Source organism: Verrucosispora sp. CNZ293 (assembly GCF_002754655.1).
The window spans coordinates 4,756,936-4,776,127 of record NZ_PEFR01000001.1 but is presented as its reverse complement, the minus strand read 5'-3'; the positions used below and the strand labels follow the sequence as shown (position 1 = coordinate 4,776,127).

15 protein-coding genes are annotated in these 19,192 nt (G+C 69.4%); 7 read left to right on the top strand and 8 right to left on the bottom strand.

What is annotated here, in order from left to right; genetic code table 11:
- Positions 1-9 precede the first annotated feature (9 nt).
- The 7 genes from CLT74_RS31495 to rpmH form a co-directional block, all read right to left on the bottom strand.
- Entirely contained in the window at positions 10-1,302 is a 1,293-nt protein-coding gene (locus CLT74_RS31495; RefSeq protein WP_099848407.1) for a ParA family protein, read from the bottom strand.
- A gap of 314 nt (positions 1,303-1,616) precedes the next feature.
- Complete coding sequence (gene rsmG / locus CLT74_RS21835; protein WP_486582480.1) at positions 1,617-2,312, bottom strand: 16S rRNA (guanine(527)-N(7))-methyltransferase RsmG; 696 nt, start codon at positions 2,310-2,312, stop codon at positions 1,617-1,619.
- A 96-nt stretch (positions 2,313-2,408) separates the two neighbouring features.
- On the bottom strand, positions 2,409-2,993 hold the full coding sequence (locus tag CLT74_RS21830) for a R3H domain-containing nucleic acid-binding protein (protein ID WP_099848403.1): 585 nt from the start codon (positions 2,991-2,993) through the stop codon (positions 2,409-2,411).
- 211 nt (positions 2,994-3,204) lie between these two features.
- The gene (gene yidC, locus CLT74_RS21825) at positions 3,205-4,194 is read right to left on the bottom strand and encodes a membrane protein insertase YidC (protein WP_099848401.1); all 990 of its coding nucleotides are present in this window, start codon (positions 4,192-4,194) and stop codon (positions 3,205-3,207) included.
- Positions 4,195-4,197: 3 nt separating this feature from the next.
- Positions 4,198-4,485, bottom strand: a complete 288-nt coding sequence (gene yidD, locus CLT74_RS21820; RefSeq protein WP_099848400.1) for a membrane protein insertion efficiency factor YidD — start codon at positions 4,483-4,485, stop codon at positions 4,198-4,200.
- Positions 4,482-4,895, bottom strand: a complete 414-nt coding sequence (rnpA, locus tag CLT74_RS21815) for a ribonuclease P protein component (protein WP_099848397.1) — start codon at positions 4,893-4,895, stop codon at positions 4,482-4,484. Before rnpA ends, yidD begins: the two co-directional genes overlap by 4 nt.
- A gap of 33 nt (positions 4,896-4,928) precedes the next feature.
- Positions 4,929-5,066: a 50S ribosomal protein L34 gene (gene rpmH / locus CLT74_RS21810; RefSeq protein WP_013736606.1), complete on the bottom strand. Its 138-nt coding sequence runs from the start codon at positions 5,064-5,066 to the stop codon at positions 4,929-4,931.
- 361 nt (positions 5,067-5,427) lie between these two features.
- Here rpmH and dnaA point away from each other — a divergent pair, with 361 nt between their 5' ends.
- The 5 genes from dnaA to CLT74_RS21785 all read left to right on the top strand — a co-directional run bounded on the left by dnaA (position 5,428) and on the right by CLT74_RS21785 (position 12,184).
- Positions 5,428-7,512, top strand: coding sequence for a chromosomal replication initiator protein DnaA (gene dnaA, locus CLT74_RS21805; protein WP_486582478.1), 2,085 nt, complete (start codon positions 5,428-5,430; stop codon positions 7,510-7,512).
- Between the two features lie 777 nt (positions 7,513-8,289).
- On the top strand, positions 8,290-9,423 hold the full coding sequence (gene dnaN / locus CLT74_RS21800; protein ID WP_099848394.1) for a DNA polymerase III subunit beta: 1,134 nt from the start codon (positions 8,290-8,292) through the stop codon (positions 9,421-9,423).
- A gap of 41 nt (positions 9,424-9,464) precedes the next feature.
- Positions 9,465-10,337 (top strand): phosphogluconate dehydrogenase (NAD(+)-dependent, decarboxylating), encoded by an 873-nt coding sequence (gene gnd / locus CLT74_RS21795; protein WP_099848392.1) that lies wholly within the window; start codon positions 9,465-9,467, stop codon positions 10,335-10,337.
- A gap of 16 nt (positions 10,338-10,353) precedes the next feature.
- Positions 10,354-11,487 carry a DNA replication/repair protein RecF gene (gene recF, locus CLT74_RS21790; protein WP_099848390.1) on the top strand — a complete coding sequence of 378 codons (1,134 nt, stop codon included), beginning with the start codon at positions 10,354-10,356 and terminating at the stop codon, positions 11,485-11,487.
- On the top strand, positions 11,477-12,184 hold the full coding sequence (locus tag CLT74_RS21785) for a DciA family protein (RefSeq protein ID WP_486582476.1): 708 nt from the start codon (positions 11,477-11,479) through the stop codon (positions 12,182-12,184). Before recF ends, CLT74_RS21785 begins: the two co-directional genes overlap by 11 nt.
- 28 nt (positions 12,185-12,212) lie before the next feature.
- On the opposite strand, the gene CLT74_RS21780 is transcribed toward CLT74_RS21785, so the two are convergent.
- Positions 12,213-12,794, bottom strand: coding sequence for a hypothetical protein (locus tag CLT74_RS21780; protein ID WP_099848388.1), 582 nt, complete (start codon positions 12,792-12,794; stop codon positions 12,213-12,215).
- Between the two features lie 537 nt (positions 12,795-13,331).
- Between CLT74_RS21780 and gyrB the strand changes: the two genes are divergently transcribed.
- Both gyrB and gyrA read left to right on the top strand, forming a co-directional pair.
- Positions 13,332-15,278 carry a DNA topoisomerase (ATP-hydrolyzing) subunit B gene (gene gyrB / locus CLT74_RS21775; protein WP_099852562.1) on the top strand — a complete coding sequence of 649 codons (1,947 nt, stop codon included), beginning with the start codon at positions 13,332-13,334 and terminating at the stop codon, positions 15,276-15,278.
- Positions 15,279-15,410: 132 nt separating this feature from the next.
- Positions 15,411-19,190, top strand: a complete 3,780-nt coding sequence (gene gyrA, locus CLT74_RS21770) for an intein-containing DNA gyrase subunit A (protein WP_099848386.1) — start codon at positions 15,411-15,413, stop codon at positions 19,188-19,190.
- The last annotated feature ends 2 nt before the right edge of the window (positions 19,191-19,192 follow it).

Sequence of the window (19,192 nt, the reverse complement as noted above, 5' to 3'; positions counted from 1 at the left end):
TCGTCCCCACTACGCATTCCGGCTCACCGGCTCCTTGACGCCCCGCTCGGCTATCTCCTGCGCGGCCTCGAAGTAGCTCGTGGCACCCCGAGAACCGGGATCGTAGGTCATCACCGACTGGCCGTAGCTGGGTGCCTCGGAGACCCGCACGTTACGCGGGATCACCGCCTGGAGCACCTTGTCCCCGAAGTGGTTCCGGACGTCCTGCTCGACCGCGTCGGCGAGCCGGGTACGGCGGTCGTACATGGTGAGCAGGATCGTGGAGACCTCCAGCCGCGGGTTGAGGTGCTGACGAACCAGATTGATGTTGTTGATCAGCTGGTTGAGCCCTTCGAGCGCGTAGTACTCGCACTGGATGGGAATGAGCACCTCCTGCGCGGCCACCAGGGCGTTGACTGTCAACAGGCCGAGCGACGGCGGGCAGTCGATGAAGACGTAGTCGAAGTGCCCCGGGTAGGCGGTGATGGCCCGGTCCAGCCGCGACTCGCGGGCCACCACGGACACCAACTCGATCTCGGCGCCGGCGAGGTCGATGGTGGCGGGGACGCACCAGAGGTTCGGGATGCCCTCGACCGCCTGGGTCACGTCCTCCAACGGAACACTGTTGATCAGACAGTCGTAGACGTCCGGCACGCCTGTGTGGTGCGGCACGTTCAGGCCGGTCGAGGCGTTCCCCTGCGGGTCGAGGTCGACCACGAGTACCCGGTTGCCGTGCAGGGCCAGCGCCACCGCGAGGTTCACCGTGGTCGTGGTCTTACCCACGCCGCCCTTCTGGTTCGCGACGCACATGACCCGGGTCCGGTCCGGCCGAGGCATGGTCACCTCGCCACTGGGATTCAGGATCTGCACGGCGCGCATCGCCTCCATAGCCAACGGTGGGTCATCCTCTTCGCGCGTCGGGGTTTCACGTGAAACGTACGCGGCCTCGGTTACGGCTGACGCATACGACGCGGCCGCAGGCGCGGGCGTGTCGGAAGCCGGTCGAGGATCCGGCACCGTCCCGGAGGTCGGGGGGTGCGCCGCCGCCGCTTCGAGCCGAGCGGAGGCGGAGGGGTTCCGGCGGATCGGAATCACCCGCGCGTCGGGTGACGCGTTGGCCGGACGGCCACTCGCATCCGCGCCATCGCGCCCCTCTCCGGTCGCCGACCACGGGACACCCGACGTCGGCGCGTTCCGGCCAGGTTCCGGTGGGCTCTGCGGCACCTCGGAGGGCCGCCAGTTCGGATATTCGGTTTCACGTGAAACAGGGTCACCAGCTGACCCGGTCACGCGCGAATCGTCGTACCTGCCGTCGTCATGCACCTGTCATCCCTGCCCGCTTCGGATGGTCGGTCCGCACCCGTCCAACCGGGCCACTCGCGCTCTCTCCGCAGAGGTACCGCCCGGCGGGAGCGGTCGGGCCCCGGAGGGAGATCCATCGCCGCCCGCTCCACACTATCGACGCGCGGCCAGCCTACGGCGCATGGGCGCGGCCGGTCCACGTCGGGTTCGTAACCTGCCGGTCGCGGCGCGCACGGACCACGGCTCCACACCGCCACGGGCGCGCGGAATGGCGCGGCGTACGGACCGGTTCAGCCGCGCGAGCGACAAGAGAAGCAGCAGCCGGATCGACAGCCCTACCGCCGCCGTGACCGTGACTTCCTGGACGACGTGCGACGCGCCGGCCCGACGGCACGCTCCCGGATGATCTCGACCACGGTGGTCGGCGGGTCCACGATCCCCTCGCCGCACCGGTGCAGCACCGGCCGACCACCGCCGAGTCGGTGCACCGCCTCGGCATGCTCGGCGATCTCCTCCGCCGCCGACGCACCCTTCAACGCGAGGAGTCGACCACCGGTCCCGGTAAGCGGCAGGCACCAGCCCGCCAGCCGGTCCAGCGGTGCCACCGCGCGGGCGGTGACCACGTCGCCGGGAACCGCCTCCGACTCCGCCGCCGCTTCCTCGGCTCTACCACGGAACACCCGTACGGAGTCGGTGAGCCCGAGTTCCGTCACCGCCTCCTCGAGGAAGACGGTACGGCGGGCCAGTGGTTCGATGAGCGTCACCGCCAGGTCGGGTCGGGCGATGGCGAGCACCAGGCCGGGCAGCCCGGCACCCGATCCGACGTCCAGTACGGACGCGCCCGACGGGATCAACTCGGCCACCGTCGCGCAGTTCAGCAGATGGCGATCCCAGATCCGGGGTGCCTCGCGTGGACCGATGAGTCCTCGTACCACTCCGTCGGTGACGAGCAGTTCGGCGTAGGCAGCCGCGACATTGAGGCGTTCACCGAAGAGCCGGCGAGCCGCCTCGGCCAGTTCGGGCGGCAGCACCGCAACGGAGGGCTGAGGCGCAACAGCCGGCGGCCCGGGCGGCGTACCACCCGGGCCGGACGCGGCAACGCCTCTGGCGTCGTCTTGAGTCACCCGTCAGTCCGCGGGACGGACGACGATGCGCCGGCTGGGCTCGACGCCCTCGGACTCGCTCTCCACCCCGTCGATCGCGTTGACGACGTCGTGGACGCACTTGCGCTCGAAGGCGGACATCGGCTCCAGCCGCACCGCTTCACCGTGCTCCTTGACCTTCTCGACGGCGTTACGGGCAACCGCCGCCAGTTCCTTACGCCGGTTGGCCCGGTACCCGCCCACGTCGAGCAGCAGCCGGCTCGGCGAACCGGTCTGCCGGAACACCGCGAGCCGGGCCAGTTCCTGAAGTGCTTCCAGGGTGGCACCGCGCTGGCCGACGAGGTTCTGCAGGCGACCGCCGACGACCTCGACCACCGGCCGGCCACCCGACACCAGCTCGTCGATGTCTCCGTCGTAGTCGAGGATGTCGAGCAGACCCTCCACGTAGTCGGCCGCGATCTCGCTCTGCCGGAACAGGTCGCTCTCGCCGGCAGCCTTGCTCGGTGCCTCGCCGTCGGTCTCCTCCGGCTCATCCACGACGGGAGCCGCCGTGGTCGGCTCCTCGTCGTCCAGGTGCTGTTCGGCGCGGGGGATGCTGGTGTCGGTCACGGTGTCATCTCCGTACTCGCTCGGCCGGACCTCGGGTCCGCTGGTTTCCCGCGGCCGGCGGGACGTCGCCGGTGCCCACGGGCACGTCTGTAGGGCAGTCTCGCCCGTCCGCCACCGCACGCGGGGCGCTTCGCGCTCCGGCGCCGGCCTGACGGCGGCCGCACGGCGCGCAACGGGCCGCCGCCGGTCTCCCGGCGGCGGCCCGGACGATTCAGCCCTGCCGCTTGGCGGGGCGGCCCTTCTTCGGGTTGGCCGGCTTGGCACCCGGCTTCGGACCGGCGATCTTCGGCGCGGCCGGAGGCGGCGGTACGGCAGCCGGCTTGCTCCGGCCGAAGAGCCCGCCAGTCTTCGCCGGCTGTGCCCCGTTACGGCCGGAGGTGCCCGGCTTTGCGCTGGTGGCGGTCACCGGCGGCGGGAACTTGCGCAGTACCCACTGCTGCTGCCCGAGGGTGAAGAGGTTGTTGGTGACCCAGTAGATGATCACACCGATCGGGAAGATGGCACCGGAGACCAGCAGCGACAGCGGGATGCCGTAGAGCATCAGACGCTGGATCATGCGCTGCTGCGGGTCTTCCGCCCAGCCCGTCTTGAGGATCATCTGACGGCTGGTGAGGTACGTGGTGCCCATCATCACCAGCACCAGCACACCGGCCATGATCTTCACGACGGTGCCGTTGGCGCCGAGCTGCGCCAGCTCCGCCGCGGTCGAGCCGAACTTGCTGGCGATCGGGGCGGTGAACAGGGTCGCGTCGGAGGCGCTGTTGAACTGGTCGACGGTCCAGCCGTAGATGTCCTTGTTGTTCTTCGCCGGGTCCGGGTTGAGGCGGCGCAGGACGTGGAAGAGGCCGAGGAAGACCGGGATCTGGAGGAACATCGGAAGGCAGCCCATGAGCGGGTTGGCCTTTTCCTTCCGGTAGAGCTCCATCATCTCCTTCTGGAGCGTCTCCCGGTCACCCTTGTGCTTCTCCTGGAGGGCCTTCACCTGCGGCTGGAGCGCCTGCATCGCCCGCTGCGACTTGATCTGCTTGACGAAGACCGGGAACAGGATGACCCGGACCGTGACCACCAGGAAGACGATGGCCAGGATCCACGCCCAGTTGGTGCCGAGGACCGCGGAGTCCGGAATGCCGATGGCGTCCCAGGCCGAATGCCAGGCCAGCAGGATCCACGAGATCGCGTAGTAGATCCAGTCGAGACTCAATTCTCAGGCTCCAGTCACGTCGGCAGGTCGGCGGCCGCCCGGCTCCGGAACCGGGTCGTATCCACCAGGATGGAATGGGTGGCAGCGCGACAGTCGCCGGACCGTCAGACCGGCTCCCCGGAGCGCGCCATGCCGGGCCACCGCCTCCAGGGCGTAGGCACTGCACGACGGGTAGAACCGACAGCGGGCCGGCAACGCCGGACTTATCCACCGACGGTACGCGATGATGGGCAGGGTCAGCACCCGGGCACCCGGGGTAGCCGGACGGGACGGTGTCTGCTCGGCGCTCATCGGGGCCGCCGACCCCGGCCGGACCGGGCGGCGGCGAGCGCCGCATCCAGGTCGGTGCCGAGCCGCTGATAGGTGGCGTCAGCCGCGGCCGGCAGGGCGCGTACGACGAGGGTGCTTCCGGCCGGCAGGTCGACGAGGCGCTCCCGGGTCAGGTGCCGCAACCGACGGCGGACCCGGTTCCGCACCACCGCCGGCCCGACCGCCTTGGAAACCACGAAGCCGGCGCGGGACAGCTGCGGGGAGTGTGCCTCCGCGCTGTCCCGCGCCGGCTTCGGCGCTGTGTTGTCGGACCCGGCTGTGCCCGGCACGGTCAGATGGACGACCAGTGCGCCGCGACCGGCTCGACGGCCACCGCGAACCGCTGCGGCGAAGTCGCTGCTGCGCCGCAGTCGGTGGTCGGCCGCGAGCACGAGCCACGTCCTCCGGAGCGGACCTGACCGGCCTCAGGCCGACAGGCGGGCGCGGCCCTTGGCGCGACGGGTCGAGATGATGGCGCGACCGGCCCGGGTGCGCATGCGCAGCCGGAAGCCGTGGGTCTTCGCGCGCCGGCGGTTGTTCGGCTGATAGGTGCGCTTGCTCACGTCAGGCTCTCCGTTGTCGGACGCCCCGGACGAGTGGATCGCCGGGTCGTGGTGGTCCGGGCCGCCGCTGCGGTGGCCCCGATCAGTGCTACCCGGCGGTGCGTGACCCCGCGTTGTGCGGTGCGCGACCGTGGGCAGCGAGCACCCATCACCCTAGCAGAGGGCGTGAGAGCAGCCCCTCCAGCCTAGGTCGGGGCGCAATCAGCGTCAAACCCGGCTACTCCGGCGGTGAGCTGCGGCGGAAGGCGACCGAAGCGGTGGTTTTCACGGATGCCGACAGGAGCGAGGTGCGTCGGCGGTTGAAGACGCGCGGACAACGCTGTTACCGTGCCCGATTGCGGTCAGCGTCGGAGTTTCGCCGATGTCGCCGGCAGGCAAGACCGGACACGGTAGTGAATCGTTCGGCACGGTGAACCCCGCTTCAGTGCCCAGCCACGGCAGGGGGCAGGTCCGACCCGCGCCCGGCGGGCGGCCACAATCGGTCGGTACACAGGCTGTGGATAACTTGTGGAGAACGACCGGGTGCGGCGATGGGGTGGGTGGCGTCAACTCGCCCGCCGGTACGGGGCCACCGGGAGACGGCGGCGTCCGGGAGCAGAGGCGAGGGGGTGGCACGACGGTGGCCGGTACGACCGACCTTGCCGCGGTGTGGACGGCGACGACCGACGAACTCGCCGACGAGATCATTTCCGCGCAGCAGCGGGCGTACCTGCGGCTGACCCGACTGCGGGCGATAGTCGAGGACACCGTCCTGCTCTCCGTGCCGGACGCCTTCACCCGGGACGTGATCGAGTCCCGACTGCGCCCGGCCATCACCGAGGCGCTCACCCGCCGGCTGGGCCGACCGATACAGGTCGCCGTCACCGTCCGGGTACCCGAGGACGGGCGGACCACCGGCACCGTCTACCGCAGCACTCCCGAGTCGGATTCCGTCGACCACGGTTCCGGTGAGGCCGACGGCCGGTCGACAGGTCCCGCGCCCGGATCCGAGGGCGGGCGGCAGCTCCCGCTGATTCCCGAGCAGCCGCACCCGGGTCGCTTCGACCGACCCCCACCGCCGGACGCATCGCCCGTCCAGGACGGCGCCCGTACCGGTCCCGGTGCCCCCGACGGTCAGGACACCCTCTTCGGCGCCGGGTTCGGCGAGCCTGTCCGGCCGGCGGAGAGCGCTGCGGGGCGGGCGCAGGAGCGGTTGGGCTTCACCGAACAGGCCAGGCATCTGGACCGACCGACCACCGACTCGCGCGGCTTCGCGCCCCGCTACGGCGACGAGCCCGGCGTCTCACCCCGCGATCGGCACGTGATCCGGGCGATGCCGACAGACGGGGGCACCGACAGTGGTCCCGGCCGCAGCGGGCCGGACCAGCGACCGGTCGGCCGGGACGATCGGCGGCTGCCGACCGGCGCGGACAGCGGCGGCAACCGGCTCAACCCGAAGTACATGTTCGAGACGTTCGTCATCGGCTCGTCCAACCGTTTCGCGCACGCCGCGTCGGTGGCGGTGGCCGAGTCCCCGGCGAAGGCGTACAACCCGCTGTTCATCTACGGCAGCTCCGGGCTGGGCAAGACCCACCTGCTGCACGCCATCGGCCACTACGCCACGACATTGGGTAACGCCCGCTCGGTCCGGTACGTCTCGACCGAGGAGTTCACGAACGACTTCATCAACTCGCTCCGGGACGACAAGACGAGCGCATTCCAGCGCCGCTACCGCGACGTCGACATCCTGCTGATCGACGACATCCAGTTCCTGGAGAACCGCGAGCGGACCCAGGAGGAGTTCTTCCACACCTTCAACACGCTGCACAACGCCAACAAGCAGATCGTGATCACCTCCGACCGTTCGCCGAAACAGCTGGCGACCCTGGAGGACCGGCTGCGGACCCGCTTCGAGTGGGGCCTGCTCGCCGACATCCAGCCGCCGGACCTGGAGACCCGGATCGCGATCCTGCAGAAGAAGGCAGCGCAGGAGCGCCTGTACGCCCCGCCGGACGTGCTGGAGTTCATCGCCTCCCGGGTCTCGAACTCGATCCGGGAACTGGAGGGGGCGCTGATCCGGGTCACCGCGTTCGCCAGCCTGACCCGGTCGAACGTGGAGCTGTCGCTGGCCGAGGAGGTGCTGCGGGACTTCATCCCGGACGGCGCCGGGCCGGAGATCACCGCCGACCAGATCATGGTCTCCACCGCCGACTACTTCGGGGTGAGCCTGGAGGACCTGCGCGGGCACTCCCGGTCGCGGGTGCTGGTGAACGCCCGCCAGGTCGCCATGTACCTGTGTCGCGAGCTGACCGACCTGTCGCTGCCCCGGATCGGCCAGGCGTTCGGCGGCCGCGACCACACCACGGTGATGCACGCCGACCGCAAGATCCGCCAGCAGATGGCCGAACGGCGCTCGCTCTACAACCAGATCGCCGAACTGACCAACCGGATCAAGCAGAACACCTGAGGAGTACGCCCACCGCCCGGTCACGGCGAGGGTCCGACCGGTCACGGTCGGGCCCTTTTTCACGCCCGTCTGGTTGACCCTCAACGAGGTATAGGCCACACCATCGAAGGCGTGTCCACACCGCCTGCCGTTCGTTGTCCACAGCTCGTTGTCCACCGACGGTGGATGAACACGTCCCGTCAACACCCGGTTACCCACAGGCTGTGGAGAAACCCTGGGGACAACCCTGTGGACCCCTGTGGACACCTGGGGACAACCACAGCCGCTGTCCACCGATCGCCGACCGCCTGTGGGGAAGCTGTTGAAGGTTCTGGGGATGACGGCCGGCGAGACGCCATCGACGATCCACAGGTCTGGGGAGAAAGTCGGTGGATTACCGGTGGACAACCGGTGGACGACGGTGGACAACCGTGTGCACGGGGACCGCCTGTGGACCGCCGACCGGGTTCACCCCCCGCTCATCCACAACGAACCCACCTGTGCATAACCTGCCTGACCTGCCCATACTCAAGTTCTCCACAGTTTGCACAGGTGCGATGAAGACGATGAGTTATCTCTTCTAAAAGAATCAAAAACCAATCATCACCGTTGGACTTCCTGTGGATCGTTGGACAGCTGCCGGACAGACCCGTCAGCAGCGACACGATGCACGGGGTCGGGCACACAGCCGATACGCTCGCGCCCTAAGGTGCGAGGGGTACCCGCACGCCAGGCGGGTCGGTGGGCAGCGTCCGGCATGAGAGAGTTGACGACGTCGACGTCGACGCGGAGGCAGTTATGAAATTCCGAGTGGAGCGCGACGCGCTCGCCGAAGCCGTGGCCTGGACCGCCAAGAGCCTGCCCAACCGGCCGTCCGTACCGGTGCTGGCCGGGGTGCTGCTCCGGGTCACCGACGGCAGCCTGCAGGTCTCCGGCTTCGACTACGAGGTCAGCAGCCAGGTCACCGTGGAGGTGCAGGGCGACGCCGACGGCGCCGCGCTGGTCTCCGGGCGGCTGCTGGCCGAGATCACCAAGGCGCTGCCGGCAAAGCCCGTCGACATCGCCGCCGTCGGCGCGCACCTCGAACTGGTCTGTGGCAGCGCCCGGTTCACCCTGCCCACCATGCCGGTGGAGGACTACCCCACGCTGCCCGAGATGCCGGCCAGCGCCGGCACTGTCGACGCCGCCGCGTTCGCCGCAGCGGTGGCACAGGTGGCCGTCGCCGCCAGCCGGGACGAGACGCTGCCGATGATGACCGGCGTACGCGTCGAACTCTCCGGCGGCAACCTGGCCATGCTCGCCACCGACAGGTACCGGCTGGCCCTGCGCGAGATGGAGTGGAACCCGGACGACCCGGAGATCAGCCTCAACGCGCTGGTCCCCGCCCGGACGCTCAACGACACAGCCAAGACCCTCGGCCCCCTCGGCGGCCAGGTCGTCCTGGCCCTGTCCCAGGGCGCCGCCGGCGAAGGCATGATCGGTTTCTCCGGTGGCACCCGCCGCACCACCAGCCGACTGCTCGACGGCGCCAACTACCCGCCGGTCCGATCGCTCTTCCCGGCCAGCCACAACGCCGAGGCCCGGGTAGCGGTCAGCACCCTCATCGAGGTGGTCAAGCGGGTCGCCCTCGTCGCCGAGCGCGCCACCCCCGTGCTGCTCAGCTTCAGCGCCGACGGGCTGGTGGTGGAGGCCGGTGGCACCGAGGAGGCCCGGGCCAGCGAGGCCATGGAGGCCAGCTTCACCGGTGAGCCACTGACCATCGGGTTCAACCCGCAGTACCTCATCGACGGCCTGTCCAACCTCGGAACCCAGTTCGCCGTACTGCACTTCGTCGACGCCTTCAAGCCTGCGGTGATTTCTCCCGCCGGCGAGGATGGCGAGCTCATCGGTGGGTACCGGTACCTCATCATGCCGATCCGCGTGTCCCGCTGACCCGGCAGCGCACGTACCGCACCCACGAAAGGTCACCAGAGATGCAGCTCGGCCTGGTAGGACTCGGCCGGATGGGCGGCAACATGCGCGAACGGCTGCGCACCGCCGGTCACGAGGTGGTCGGTCTGGACCACAACCTGGAGCGCAGCGACGTCGCCAGCATGGCTGAACTGGCCGAGAAGCTGGACGCCCCACGGGCGGTGTGGGTGATGGTGCCCGCCGCCGTCACCGACGCCACAATCGACGAGGTCGCCGCCGTGCTCGGCGACGGCGACCTGATCATCGACGGCGGCAACTCACGGTTCAGCGAGGACGCCCCCCGCGCCGAACGGCTGCACGAACGCGGCATCGGCTACGTCGACGTCGGGGTCTCCGGCGGGGTCTGGGGCCGGCAGAACGGGTACGGCCTGATGGTCGGCGGCGCCCAGGAACACGTCGACCGACTCATGCCGATCTTCGACGCGCTCAAGCCCGAAGGCGAGTACGGCTTCGTGCACGCCGGGCCCGTCGGCGCCGGGCACTACGCCAAGATGGTGCACAACGGCATCGAGTACGGCCTGATGCACGCCTACGCCGAGGGCTACGAGCTGATGACCGCCTCCGAACTGGTGACGAACGTGCCCGGCGTGTTCAAGTCCTGGCGCGAGGGCACAGTGGTCCGCTCCTGGCTGCTGGACCTGCTCGACCGGGCCCTCGACGAGGACCCCGAGCTGACCCAGCTCAGCGACTACACCGAGGACACCGGCGAGGGGCGCTGGACGGTGGACGAGGCGGTCCGCCTCGCCGTGCCACTCAACGTCATCACCGCCTCGCTGTTCGCCAGGTTCGCCTCCCGGCAGGACGACTCCCCGGCGCTCAAGGCCGTCTCCGCGCTGCGCCAGCAGTTCGGCGGACACGCCGTACGCAAGCCCTGACCGGCACCGCGACCCCGTGTACGTCCGCCGGCTCGAACTTGTCGACTTCCGCTCCTACGAGCGGATCGGCATCGACCTCGAACCCGGCCCGAACGTCCTGATCGGCGCCAACGGCGTCGGCAAGACCAACCTGGTCGAGGCGCTTGGCTACGTCGCGACCCTCGACTCCCACCGGGTCGCCACCGACGCCCCGCTGGTACGGATGGGCGCCACCGCCGCGGTCATCCGCTGCGCCGTGGTGCACGACGGCCGCGAGCTCCTGGTGGAACTGGAGATCGTCCCGGGCAAGGCCAACCGGGCGCGCCTCGGCCGCTCCCCGGCCCGCCGGGCCCGGGACGTGCTGGGCGCGCTGCGGCTGGTGCTCTTCGCCCCGGAGGACCTCGAACTGGTCCGGGGCGACCCGGCCGAACGCCGTCGCTACCTCGACGACCTGCTGGTGCTGCGCCAACCCCGCTACGCCGGGGTACGCGCCGACTACGAGCGGGTGGTCAAACAACGCAACGCGCTGCTGCGCACCGCGTACCTCGCCCGCAAGACCGGCGGATCGCGGGGCAGCGACCTGTCCACCCTCGCCGTCTGGGACACCCACCTGGCCCGGCACGGTGCCGAACTGCTCGCCGGGCGGCTGGAACTCGTTGCCGCCCTGGCCCCGCACGTCACCAAGGCGTACGACGCGGTGGCCGCCGGCCGGGGCGCGGCGGGAATCGCGTACCGGCCGTCGGTGGACCTGACCGAGCCCACCACCGACCGCGAAGCCCTCGCCACGGTGCTCACCACCGCGCTTGAGGAGTCCCGCTCCGCCGAGATCGAACGGGGCACCACCCTGGTCGGTCCACACCGCGACGACCTCACCCTCACCCTCGGCCCGCTACCGGCCAAGGGCTACGCCAGCCACGGCGAATCCTGGTCCTACGCGCTCGCGCTCCGGCTGGCCGGCTACGACCTGCTGCGCGACGACGGCCTCGAACCGGTGCTGGTACTCGACGACGTCTTCGCCGAACTGGACGCCGGTCGACGCGACCGGCTCGCCGAACTGGTGAGCGGCGCCAGCCAGCTCCTGGTGACCTGCGCGGTCGCCGACGACGTGCCGGCCGCGCTGCGCGGCACCCGGTACGAGGTGACGGAGGGGACGGTGCGTCGTGCCGACTGACCCACAGCCACCGGACAGTACGCCCCAGCGGCAGCCGCGTGGCTCGGCTGCGGGACGCGGTGCGCGTACCGCCAGGAAGGGTGGCACCGGCGACGGCGGCCGAACCGACAAGCCCGCCGACCGCCCGGCGGAGCCGCCAGCCGCCGCGCCCACGGCGGAGGCCGGCGACACCGCGCCGGCGACCGGCGACGGCGAGGGCGTCTCCGGCCCGCAGCTGGCACGTGCGGTCCTGGACGCGGCGAAGGCGCGGCGGGAGACCGCCGGCCGGCCCCGCCGCACCGCGACCGGGGGTGGCGACGGCGAGCGCCGGCTGCGCGGCTACTCCGGGCCCGGCCCGGACCCCCGTGACCCGCAGCCGCTCGGCGCGGTGCTCAACCGGCTGGTGAAGGCCCGTGGTTGGCAACAACCGGCCGCCGAGGCCACCGTCTTCGGCGCCTGGGAACGGGTGGTCGGCTCGGAGGTCGCCCAGCACAGCCGCCCGGTGAAGCTGGAGAACGGTGAACTGACAGTCGAGGCCCGCTCCACGGCCTGGGCGACGCAGCTACGCCTGCTCGCCGCTTCGCTGTTGCAGCAGATCGCCCGCGAGGTCGGCCACAACGTGGTCCGCAAACTGCACATCCACGGCCCGGCCGCCCCGTCGTGGTCACGCGGGCCACGCCGGGTACGCGGCCGGGGCCCCCGCGACACCTACGGCTGACCGCCGGGGCCGCGTCCGGGAACCGTGGCTACGTCTGGGCCGCTCGGCGGGGGGCCGCCGACTCGGCGTAGATGGCGAAGCCGTTGTCGGCGCAACGCCTGTAGAAGGCGGCCAGCACGCTCAGCTCCGCGCAGGTGAAGGTCCACTGCGGCGCAGCACCACTGTCGTCGAGCAGCGCGTCGAGCCGGCTGTCCAGCCAACGTAGCTGCTGCTCCGCCAGGCGGCCGTCGGCCAGCAGCGAACGCAGCACCGTACCCACCGACTCGAAGGTGACCGCCTCACCGTGCGGCCGGTGCGCGGCGACGAACCGTTCGATGCCGCCCGCGATCCAACCGCACCCGTCCGGGTCGATCACCGGGTCCTCGTCCTCGGCGGCGGCGTCTGTGGCGTAGAGCACACCATCGAGTCCGAGGATCAGATCCACCACTTCCGTGTACGCGGTGGCCCGGACCGAGCCTGTCTTCGCGATCAGCTCGGCGAGCGCGGCGGTCGGTGCCGAGATCCCCGGCACGTCGACGATATCGCCGAAGTCGACGAACTCGGCCGGTGCGACCGGGTCGTAGAAGCGGCCGGTCCGCGGCCACTGAACCGCGACGTTGTCCAGCCCCATCTGGTGTCACCTCTCAAGGCACGGGCGAGTGGATCGGGTCGATCGTCCGGTTCCAACGTTGAAAGATCAAGGGCGCTACGGCAACCCGAGAGTCACGGATCGCCCGTCCCGGGTCGTACCGGACGGTACCGCCCACCTCTCACCGGCTGAGTCGGGAGCGTCGTCACGCGGCAGATTCGTTGATCATGCCGTGGCGTGTAGGGGGAGTCGCAGACAGCGCGATTCGGCCCGCTACGGAGATCTGAGCCGCTGCGAAGGGGTGCCGAGTGGTGGTTCTATCGCCCGCGCACAGTAAGATTGGCGTGAGACGAAGACCCGGTGCGGAGTGACGGGTCACGGGCCCGGTGCGGGCCCGCGATCATCCGTCCGACTCGGGTCGAGCCGATCGCGATCCGCGGGCGACCGCGGCGACCGGCGCGTTCGACCCGTATCCCGGAATTGTCCCCGGAGCCGGTCCGCGTGCCGACGTCGCGCCTGTCCGCCGAACCCGCGTTCGACGTGCCCCACGGCGCGCCGGGCGCGAGAAAGTGGCCGAGGGTGGCAGCGCAGGAAAATCAGCAGTACGGCGCCGAGTCGATCACCGTCCTCGAAGGGCTGGAGGCGGTCCGCAAGCGGCCCGGCATGTACATCGGGTCCACCGGCGAACGCGGCCTGCACCACCTCGTGTGGGAGGTCGTCGACAACGCGGTGGACGAGGCGCTGGCCGGCCACTGCGACACCATCGACGTGGTGCTGCTCGCCGACGGCGGCGTCCGGGTCACCGACAACGGCCGCGGCTTCCCGGTCGACCTGCACCCCAAGCTCAAGAAGCCGGGCGTCGAGGTGGCCCTGACCGTCCTGCACGCGGGCGGCAAGTTCGACGGCAAGGCGTACGCGGTCTCCGGCGGCCTGCACGGCGTCGGCGTCAGCGTGGTCAACGCCCTCTCCACCAAGATGGCTGTGGAGATCCACAAGAGCGGCTTCGTCTGGCGGCAGGAGTACCACCACTCCAAGCCGACCGAGCTGCTCAAGGGCGAGACCACCGACCGGACCGGCTCCGCGGTCTCCTTCTGGCCCGACCCGGACGTCTTCGAGACCACCGACTTCGACTTCCAGACCATCTACCGCCGGCTCCAGGAGATGGCCTTCCTCACCCGTGGCCTCACCATCCACCTGCTGGACGAGCGGGTCGCGGAGGGCGAGGAAGGCAAGCTACGCGAGGTCACCTTCAAGTACGACGGCGGCATCGCCGACTTCGTCCGGCATCTCAACGCCTCGAAGAGCCCGATGCACAAGACGGTGATCGAGTTCGGTGCCGAGGAAGAAGGCATGTCGCTCGAGATCGCCATGCAGTGGAACGAGTCGTACGGCGAGTCGGTCTACACCTTCGCCAACAACATCAACACCCACGAGGGCGGCACCCACGAGGAGGGCTTCCGGGCCGCGTTGACAAGCGTCGTCAACCGCTACGGCACGGACAAGAAGCTGCTCAAGGGTGACGAGAAGCTCTCCGGTGAGGACATCCGCGAGGGCCTGGCCGCGATCATCTCGGTCAAGCTGACGAACCCGCAGTTCGAGGGGCAGACCAAAACCAAGCTGGGCAACACGCCGGTGAAGAGCTTCGTCCAGCGGGTCTGCAACGACCGGCTTGTCGACTGGCTGGACCGCAACCCCGCCGAGGCGAAGATCATCATCACCAAGGCGTCCCAGGCGGCCCGCGCCCGGATCGCCGCCCAGCAGGCCCGCAAGCTGGCCCGGCGCAAGTCGCTGCTGGAATCCGGCTCGATGCCGGGCAAGCTGGCCGACTGCCAGTCCACCGACCCACGCGAGTCCGAGGTGTTCATCGTCGAGGGCGACTCGGCCGGTGGCTCGGCCAAGCAGGGCCGTGACCCGCGTACCCAGGCGATCCTGCCGATTCGCGGCAAGATCCTCAACGTGGAGAAGGCCCGGATCGACCGGGTGCTGAAGAACAACGAGGTCCAGGCGCTGATCACCGCGCTGGGCACCGGCATCCACGACGACTTCGACATGGAGAAGCTGCGGTACCACAAGGTGGTGCTGATGGCCGACGCCGACGTCGACGGCCAGCACATCCAGACCCTGCTGCTCACCCTGCTGTTCCGCTTCATGCGTCCGCTTGTCGAGCTGGGGCACGTCTACCTGGCCGCCCCGCCGCTCTACAAGATCAAGTGGAACAAGAAGGGCGACGACGCGCAGTACGCGTACTCCGACCGGGAACGCGACGGGCTGATCGCGCTGCGCCAGCAGAAGAAGCCGAACGCCAAGCCCGACGACATCCAGCGGTTCAAGGGTCTCGGCGAGATGAACTACCCGGAGCTGTGGGAGACCACGATGAACCCGGCCACCCGTACGCTGCGCCAGGTGACCCTGGACGACGCGGCAACCGCCGACGAGCTGTTCAGCGTGTTGATGGGTGAGGACGTGGAGGCGCGCCGCTCGTTCATCCAGCGCAACGCCAAGGACGTCAGGTTCCTCGACATCTGACGGACCTGGCAGCCGGACCGGATCTCCACCCCCGGCCCGGCTGCCGGTCCACAGAGTTATCCACAACTTGGCCGGTATCCACAGCCGTTATCCACAGCACAAAAGCGACACTAAGTCTGATAAGGGTTAACAGTGACCGATTCCCCCGAGTCCACACCTAACGAGCCCGAGGTCCCCGAGGCGCTGGCCGCCGTCGTCTCGCACGACCGGATCGAGCCCGTCGGGCTCGAGGTGGAGATGCAGCGCTCCTACCTCGACTACGCGATGAGCGTCATCGTCGGGCGGGCGCTGCCGGACGTCCGGGACGGGCTCAAGCCGGTCCACCGCAAGATCCTGTACGCCATGTTCGACTCCGGCTACCGCCCGGACCGCGGCTACGTGAAGTGCTCCCGGGTCGTCGGCGACGTGATGGGCCAGTTCCACCCGCACGGCGACTCGGCCATCTACGACGCCCTGGTCCGGATGGCCCAGCCCTGGTCGCTGCGCTACCCCCTGGTCGACGGCAACGGCAACTTCGGTTCGCCAGGTAATGATCCGGCCGCGGCCATGAGATATTGTCTGTCCGCTGATGTCCGTGTTCGTACCGCAATGGGAAGCGTGCGGATCGGTGACGTGGTGCCGGGCGCGGCGGCGAGCAGCGAGGCCGACATCGAGCTCAAGGTCCGCGACCGCAACGGCGACCTGGTCCACGCCTCGAAGTTCTTCCACTCCGGTGAGCACCCGACGCTGCGGCTGCGCACCCGCGAGGGGTACGAGCTGACCGGTACCCACAACCACCCGGTGCTCTGCCTGGTGGACGTGGCAGGCGTGCCGACCCTGCTCTGGAAGCTGCTCGCCGAGATCTCGCCGGGTGACCGGGTGGTGCTCCAGCGCAGCGTGCCGGACGAGATCGGCTACCCGATGCTGGAGCACGTCGAGGCCGCCGTCCTCGCGGGCGCTTTCGTCAGCGAGGGCTGGGTCTCCGAGAGCCGCGCTGGCTTCAACAACACCGATCGTGAGTTCTTCGTCCGGGTGCTCGCTGCCTACGACCTGGCGGTCGGTGGGCCCCGCTACGTCAGCGAGCGGACGATCGCCTCCGGTAGCACGCTGCACGAGTTGGACGTCCAAGACCTCACCGCACTGCGGGTCAGCGTTCTCGGCGAGATGATCGGCGCGCGGAGCGCCGGCAAGTTCGTGCCGGAGTTCGTCTGGCAGGGGCCGGCTGCCATCAAGCGAGCATTCCTCCAGGCGATCTTCGAGGGCGACGGCTCCTCCTCGCTGCTGCCGCGCAATACCATCCAGATCAGCTACTCCACCCGCAGCGAGCGACTCGCCCGCGAGGTTCAGCAACTGCTGCTGGAGTTCGGCGTCATCAGCAAGCAGTGCCGGTACGACAACGGCGAGATCGAGGTCGTCGTCACCAACCGCCGCGACGCACGGATCTTCGCCGCCCAGGTCGGCTTCCTCGGCCGTAAGCAGGCCAAGCTGGAGGCGGAGCTGGCCTCGGTGCCAGCGAGCAGCACCGCGCTCTCCAGCGACCACGTGCCGCTGGTCGGCGACTTCATCCGCGAGCACGGCGCGAGTCGCTGGACCGAGCGGGACTGGCTGCGCCGGCACAACGTGGACCGGGTCGAGCGGTGGGAGCGGGACCGCGACGAGATCGCCGCCCGGATCACCAACACCGAGGTGCTCGACGTGGTCGAGCCGCTCGTCGACGGGCGTTTCTACTACGCCGAGGTGGCCGAGGTCGCGGACGCGGGCGTGCAGCCGGTCTACAGCATCCGGGTCGACACCGACGACCACTCGTTCGTCTCCGACGGGTTCGTCAGCCACAACACCGAGTGCAAGCTCGACCCGCTGGCGATGGAGATGCTGCGGGACATCGACGAGGACACCGTCGACCTGCAGGACAACTACGACGGCCGGGCCAAGGAGCCCACGATTCTGCCGTCGCGGATCCCGAACCTGCTGATCAACGGATCCGAGGGCATCGCGGTCGGCATGGCCACCAAGATCCCGCCGCACAACCTGCGGGAGATCGGCGCGGCGGTGCAGTGGTGCCTGGAGCACCCGGAGGCCGACGAGGCCACCACCCTGGAAGCGCTGCTGGAGATCGTCAAGGGCCCGGACTTCCCCACCCACGGTCTGATCGTCGGCCAGTCCGCCATCCAGGACGCGTACCGCACGGGCCGTGGCTCGATCCGGATGCGTGCCGTGGTCGAGGTGGAGGAGGACAAGCGGGGTCGCCCGGCGCTCGTGGTCAGCGAGCTGCCGTACCAGGTGAACCCGGACAACCTGGCCGAGCGGATCGCGGAGCTGATCAAGGAGGGCAAGCTCGGCGGGATCGCGGACATCCGCGACGAGTCCTCCGGGCGTACCGGCATGCGGATCGTGCTGGTGCTCAAGCGCGACGCGGTCGCGAAGGTGGTGCTGAACAACCTCTACAAGCACACCCAGCTTCAGGAGACCTTCGGCGCGAACATGCTGGCGCTCGTCGACGGGGTGCCGCGCACGCTGAACCTGGCGCAGTTCATCCGCTACTACGTCGAGCACCAGATCGAGGTGATCCGGCGGCGGACGGCGTTCCGGCTGCGTAAGGCGGAGGAGCGGGCGCACATCCTGCGCGGTCTGTCCAAGGCGCTGGACGCGCTCGACGAGGTGATCGCCCTGATCCGGCGTTCGCCGACGGTGGAGGACGCCCGGCAGGGTCTGATCCGGCTGCTGGAGATCGACGAGATTCAGGCCACCGCGATCCTGGACATGCAGCTGCGCCGGCTCGCCGCGCTGGAACGGCAGCGGATCCTCGACGACCTGGCCAAGCTGGAAGTGGAGATCGCCGACCTCAAGGACATCCTGGCCAAGCCGGAGCGGCAGCGTCGGATCGTCTCGGAGGAGCTGGGGGAGATCGTCGCCAAGTGGGGCGACGAGCGACGTACGAAGATCGTCCCGTTCGACGGCGAGGTCTCGATGGAAGACCTCATCGCGCGGGAGGACGTGGTCGTCACGATCACCCGGACCGGGTACGCCAAGCGGACCAAGGTTGACCTCTACCGTTCCCAGCGGCGGGGTGGCAAGGGCGTCAGTGGCGCCACGCTGCGGCAGGACGACATCGTCAGCCACTTCTTCGTCTGCTCGACGCACGACTGGATGCTGTTCTTCACGAACAAGGGTCGGGTGTACCGGGCCAAGGCGTACGAGCTTCCGGAGGCCAGTAGGGTGGCCAAGGGCCAACACGTGGCCAACCTGCTCGCCTTCCAACCGGATGAGCAGATCGCACAGATCATCGAGATCCCGAATTACCAGGTGGCTCCCTACCTGGTCCTGGCGACGAAGAACGGCCTGGTGAAGAAGACGCGGCTTGAGGAGTTCGACTCCAACCGGTCCGGCGGCATCATCGCGATCAACCTGCGCGATGAGGACGAGCTGGTCGGTGCTGCGCTCGCCGGCCCCACCGATGACCTGCTGCTGGTCTCCAAGAACGCCCAGGCGATCCGGTTCAACGCCACGGACGAGGCGCTGCGCCCGATGGGTCGGGCCACCTCCGGTGTGATCGGCATGCGCTTCAGCGAGGAAGATGAGCTGTTGGCCATGGAGGTCGTCCGGGAAGGTTTGGACGTCCTGGTGGCCACGAACGGCGGGTACGCGAAACGTACCCCGATCGAGGAATACCCGGTGCAGGGCCGGGGAGGTAAGGGTGTGCTGACTGCGAAGATCACCGAGCGACGCGGTGGTCTGGTCGGCGCTGTCGTGATCGACCCGGACGATGAGCTGTTCGCTATCACCAGCAACGGTGGCGTCATCCGGACTCCGGTGAAGCCTGTACGCCGTACGCGTGACCGGAACACAATGGGGGTCAAGCTGATGGACCTTCCGGACGGCGTGACTATCGTGGCGATTGCTCGCAATGCCGACGAGCCTGACGAACAGGACTAGTT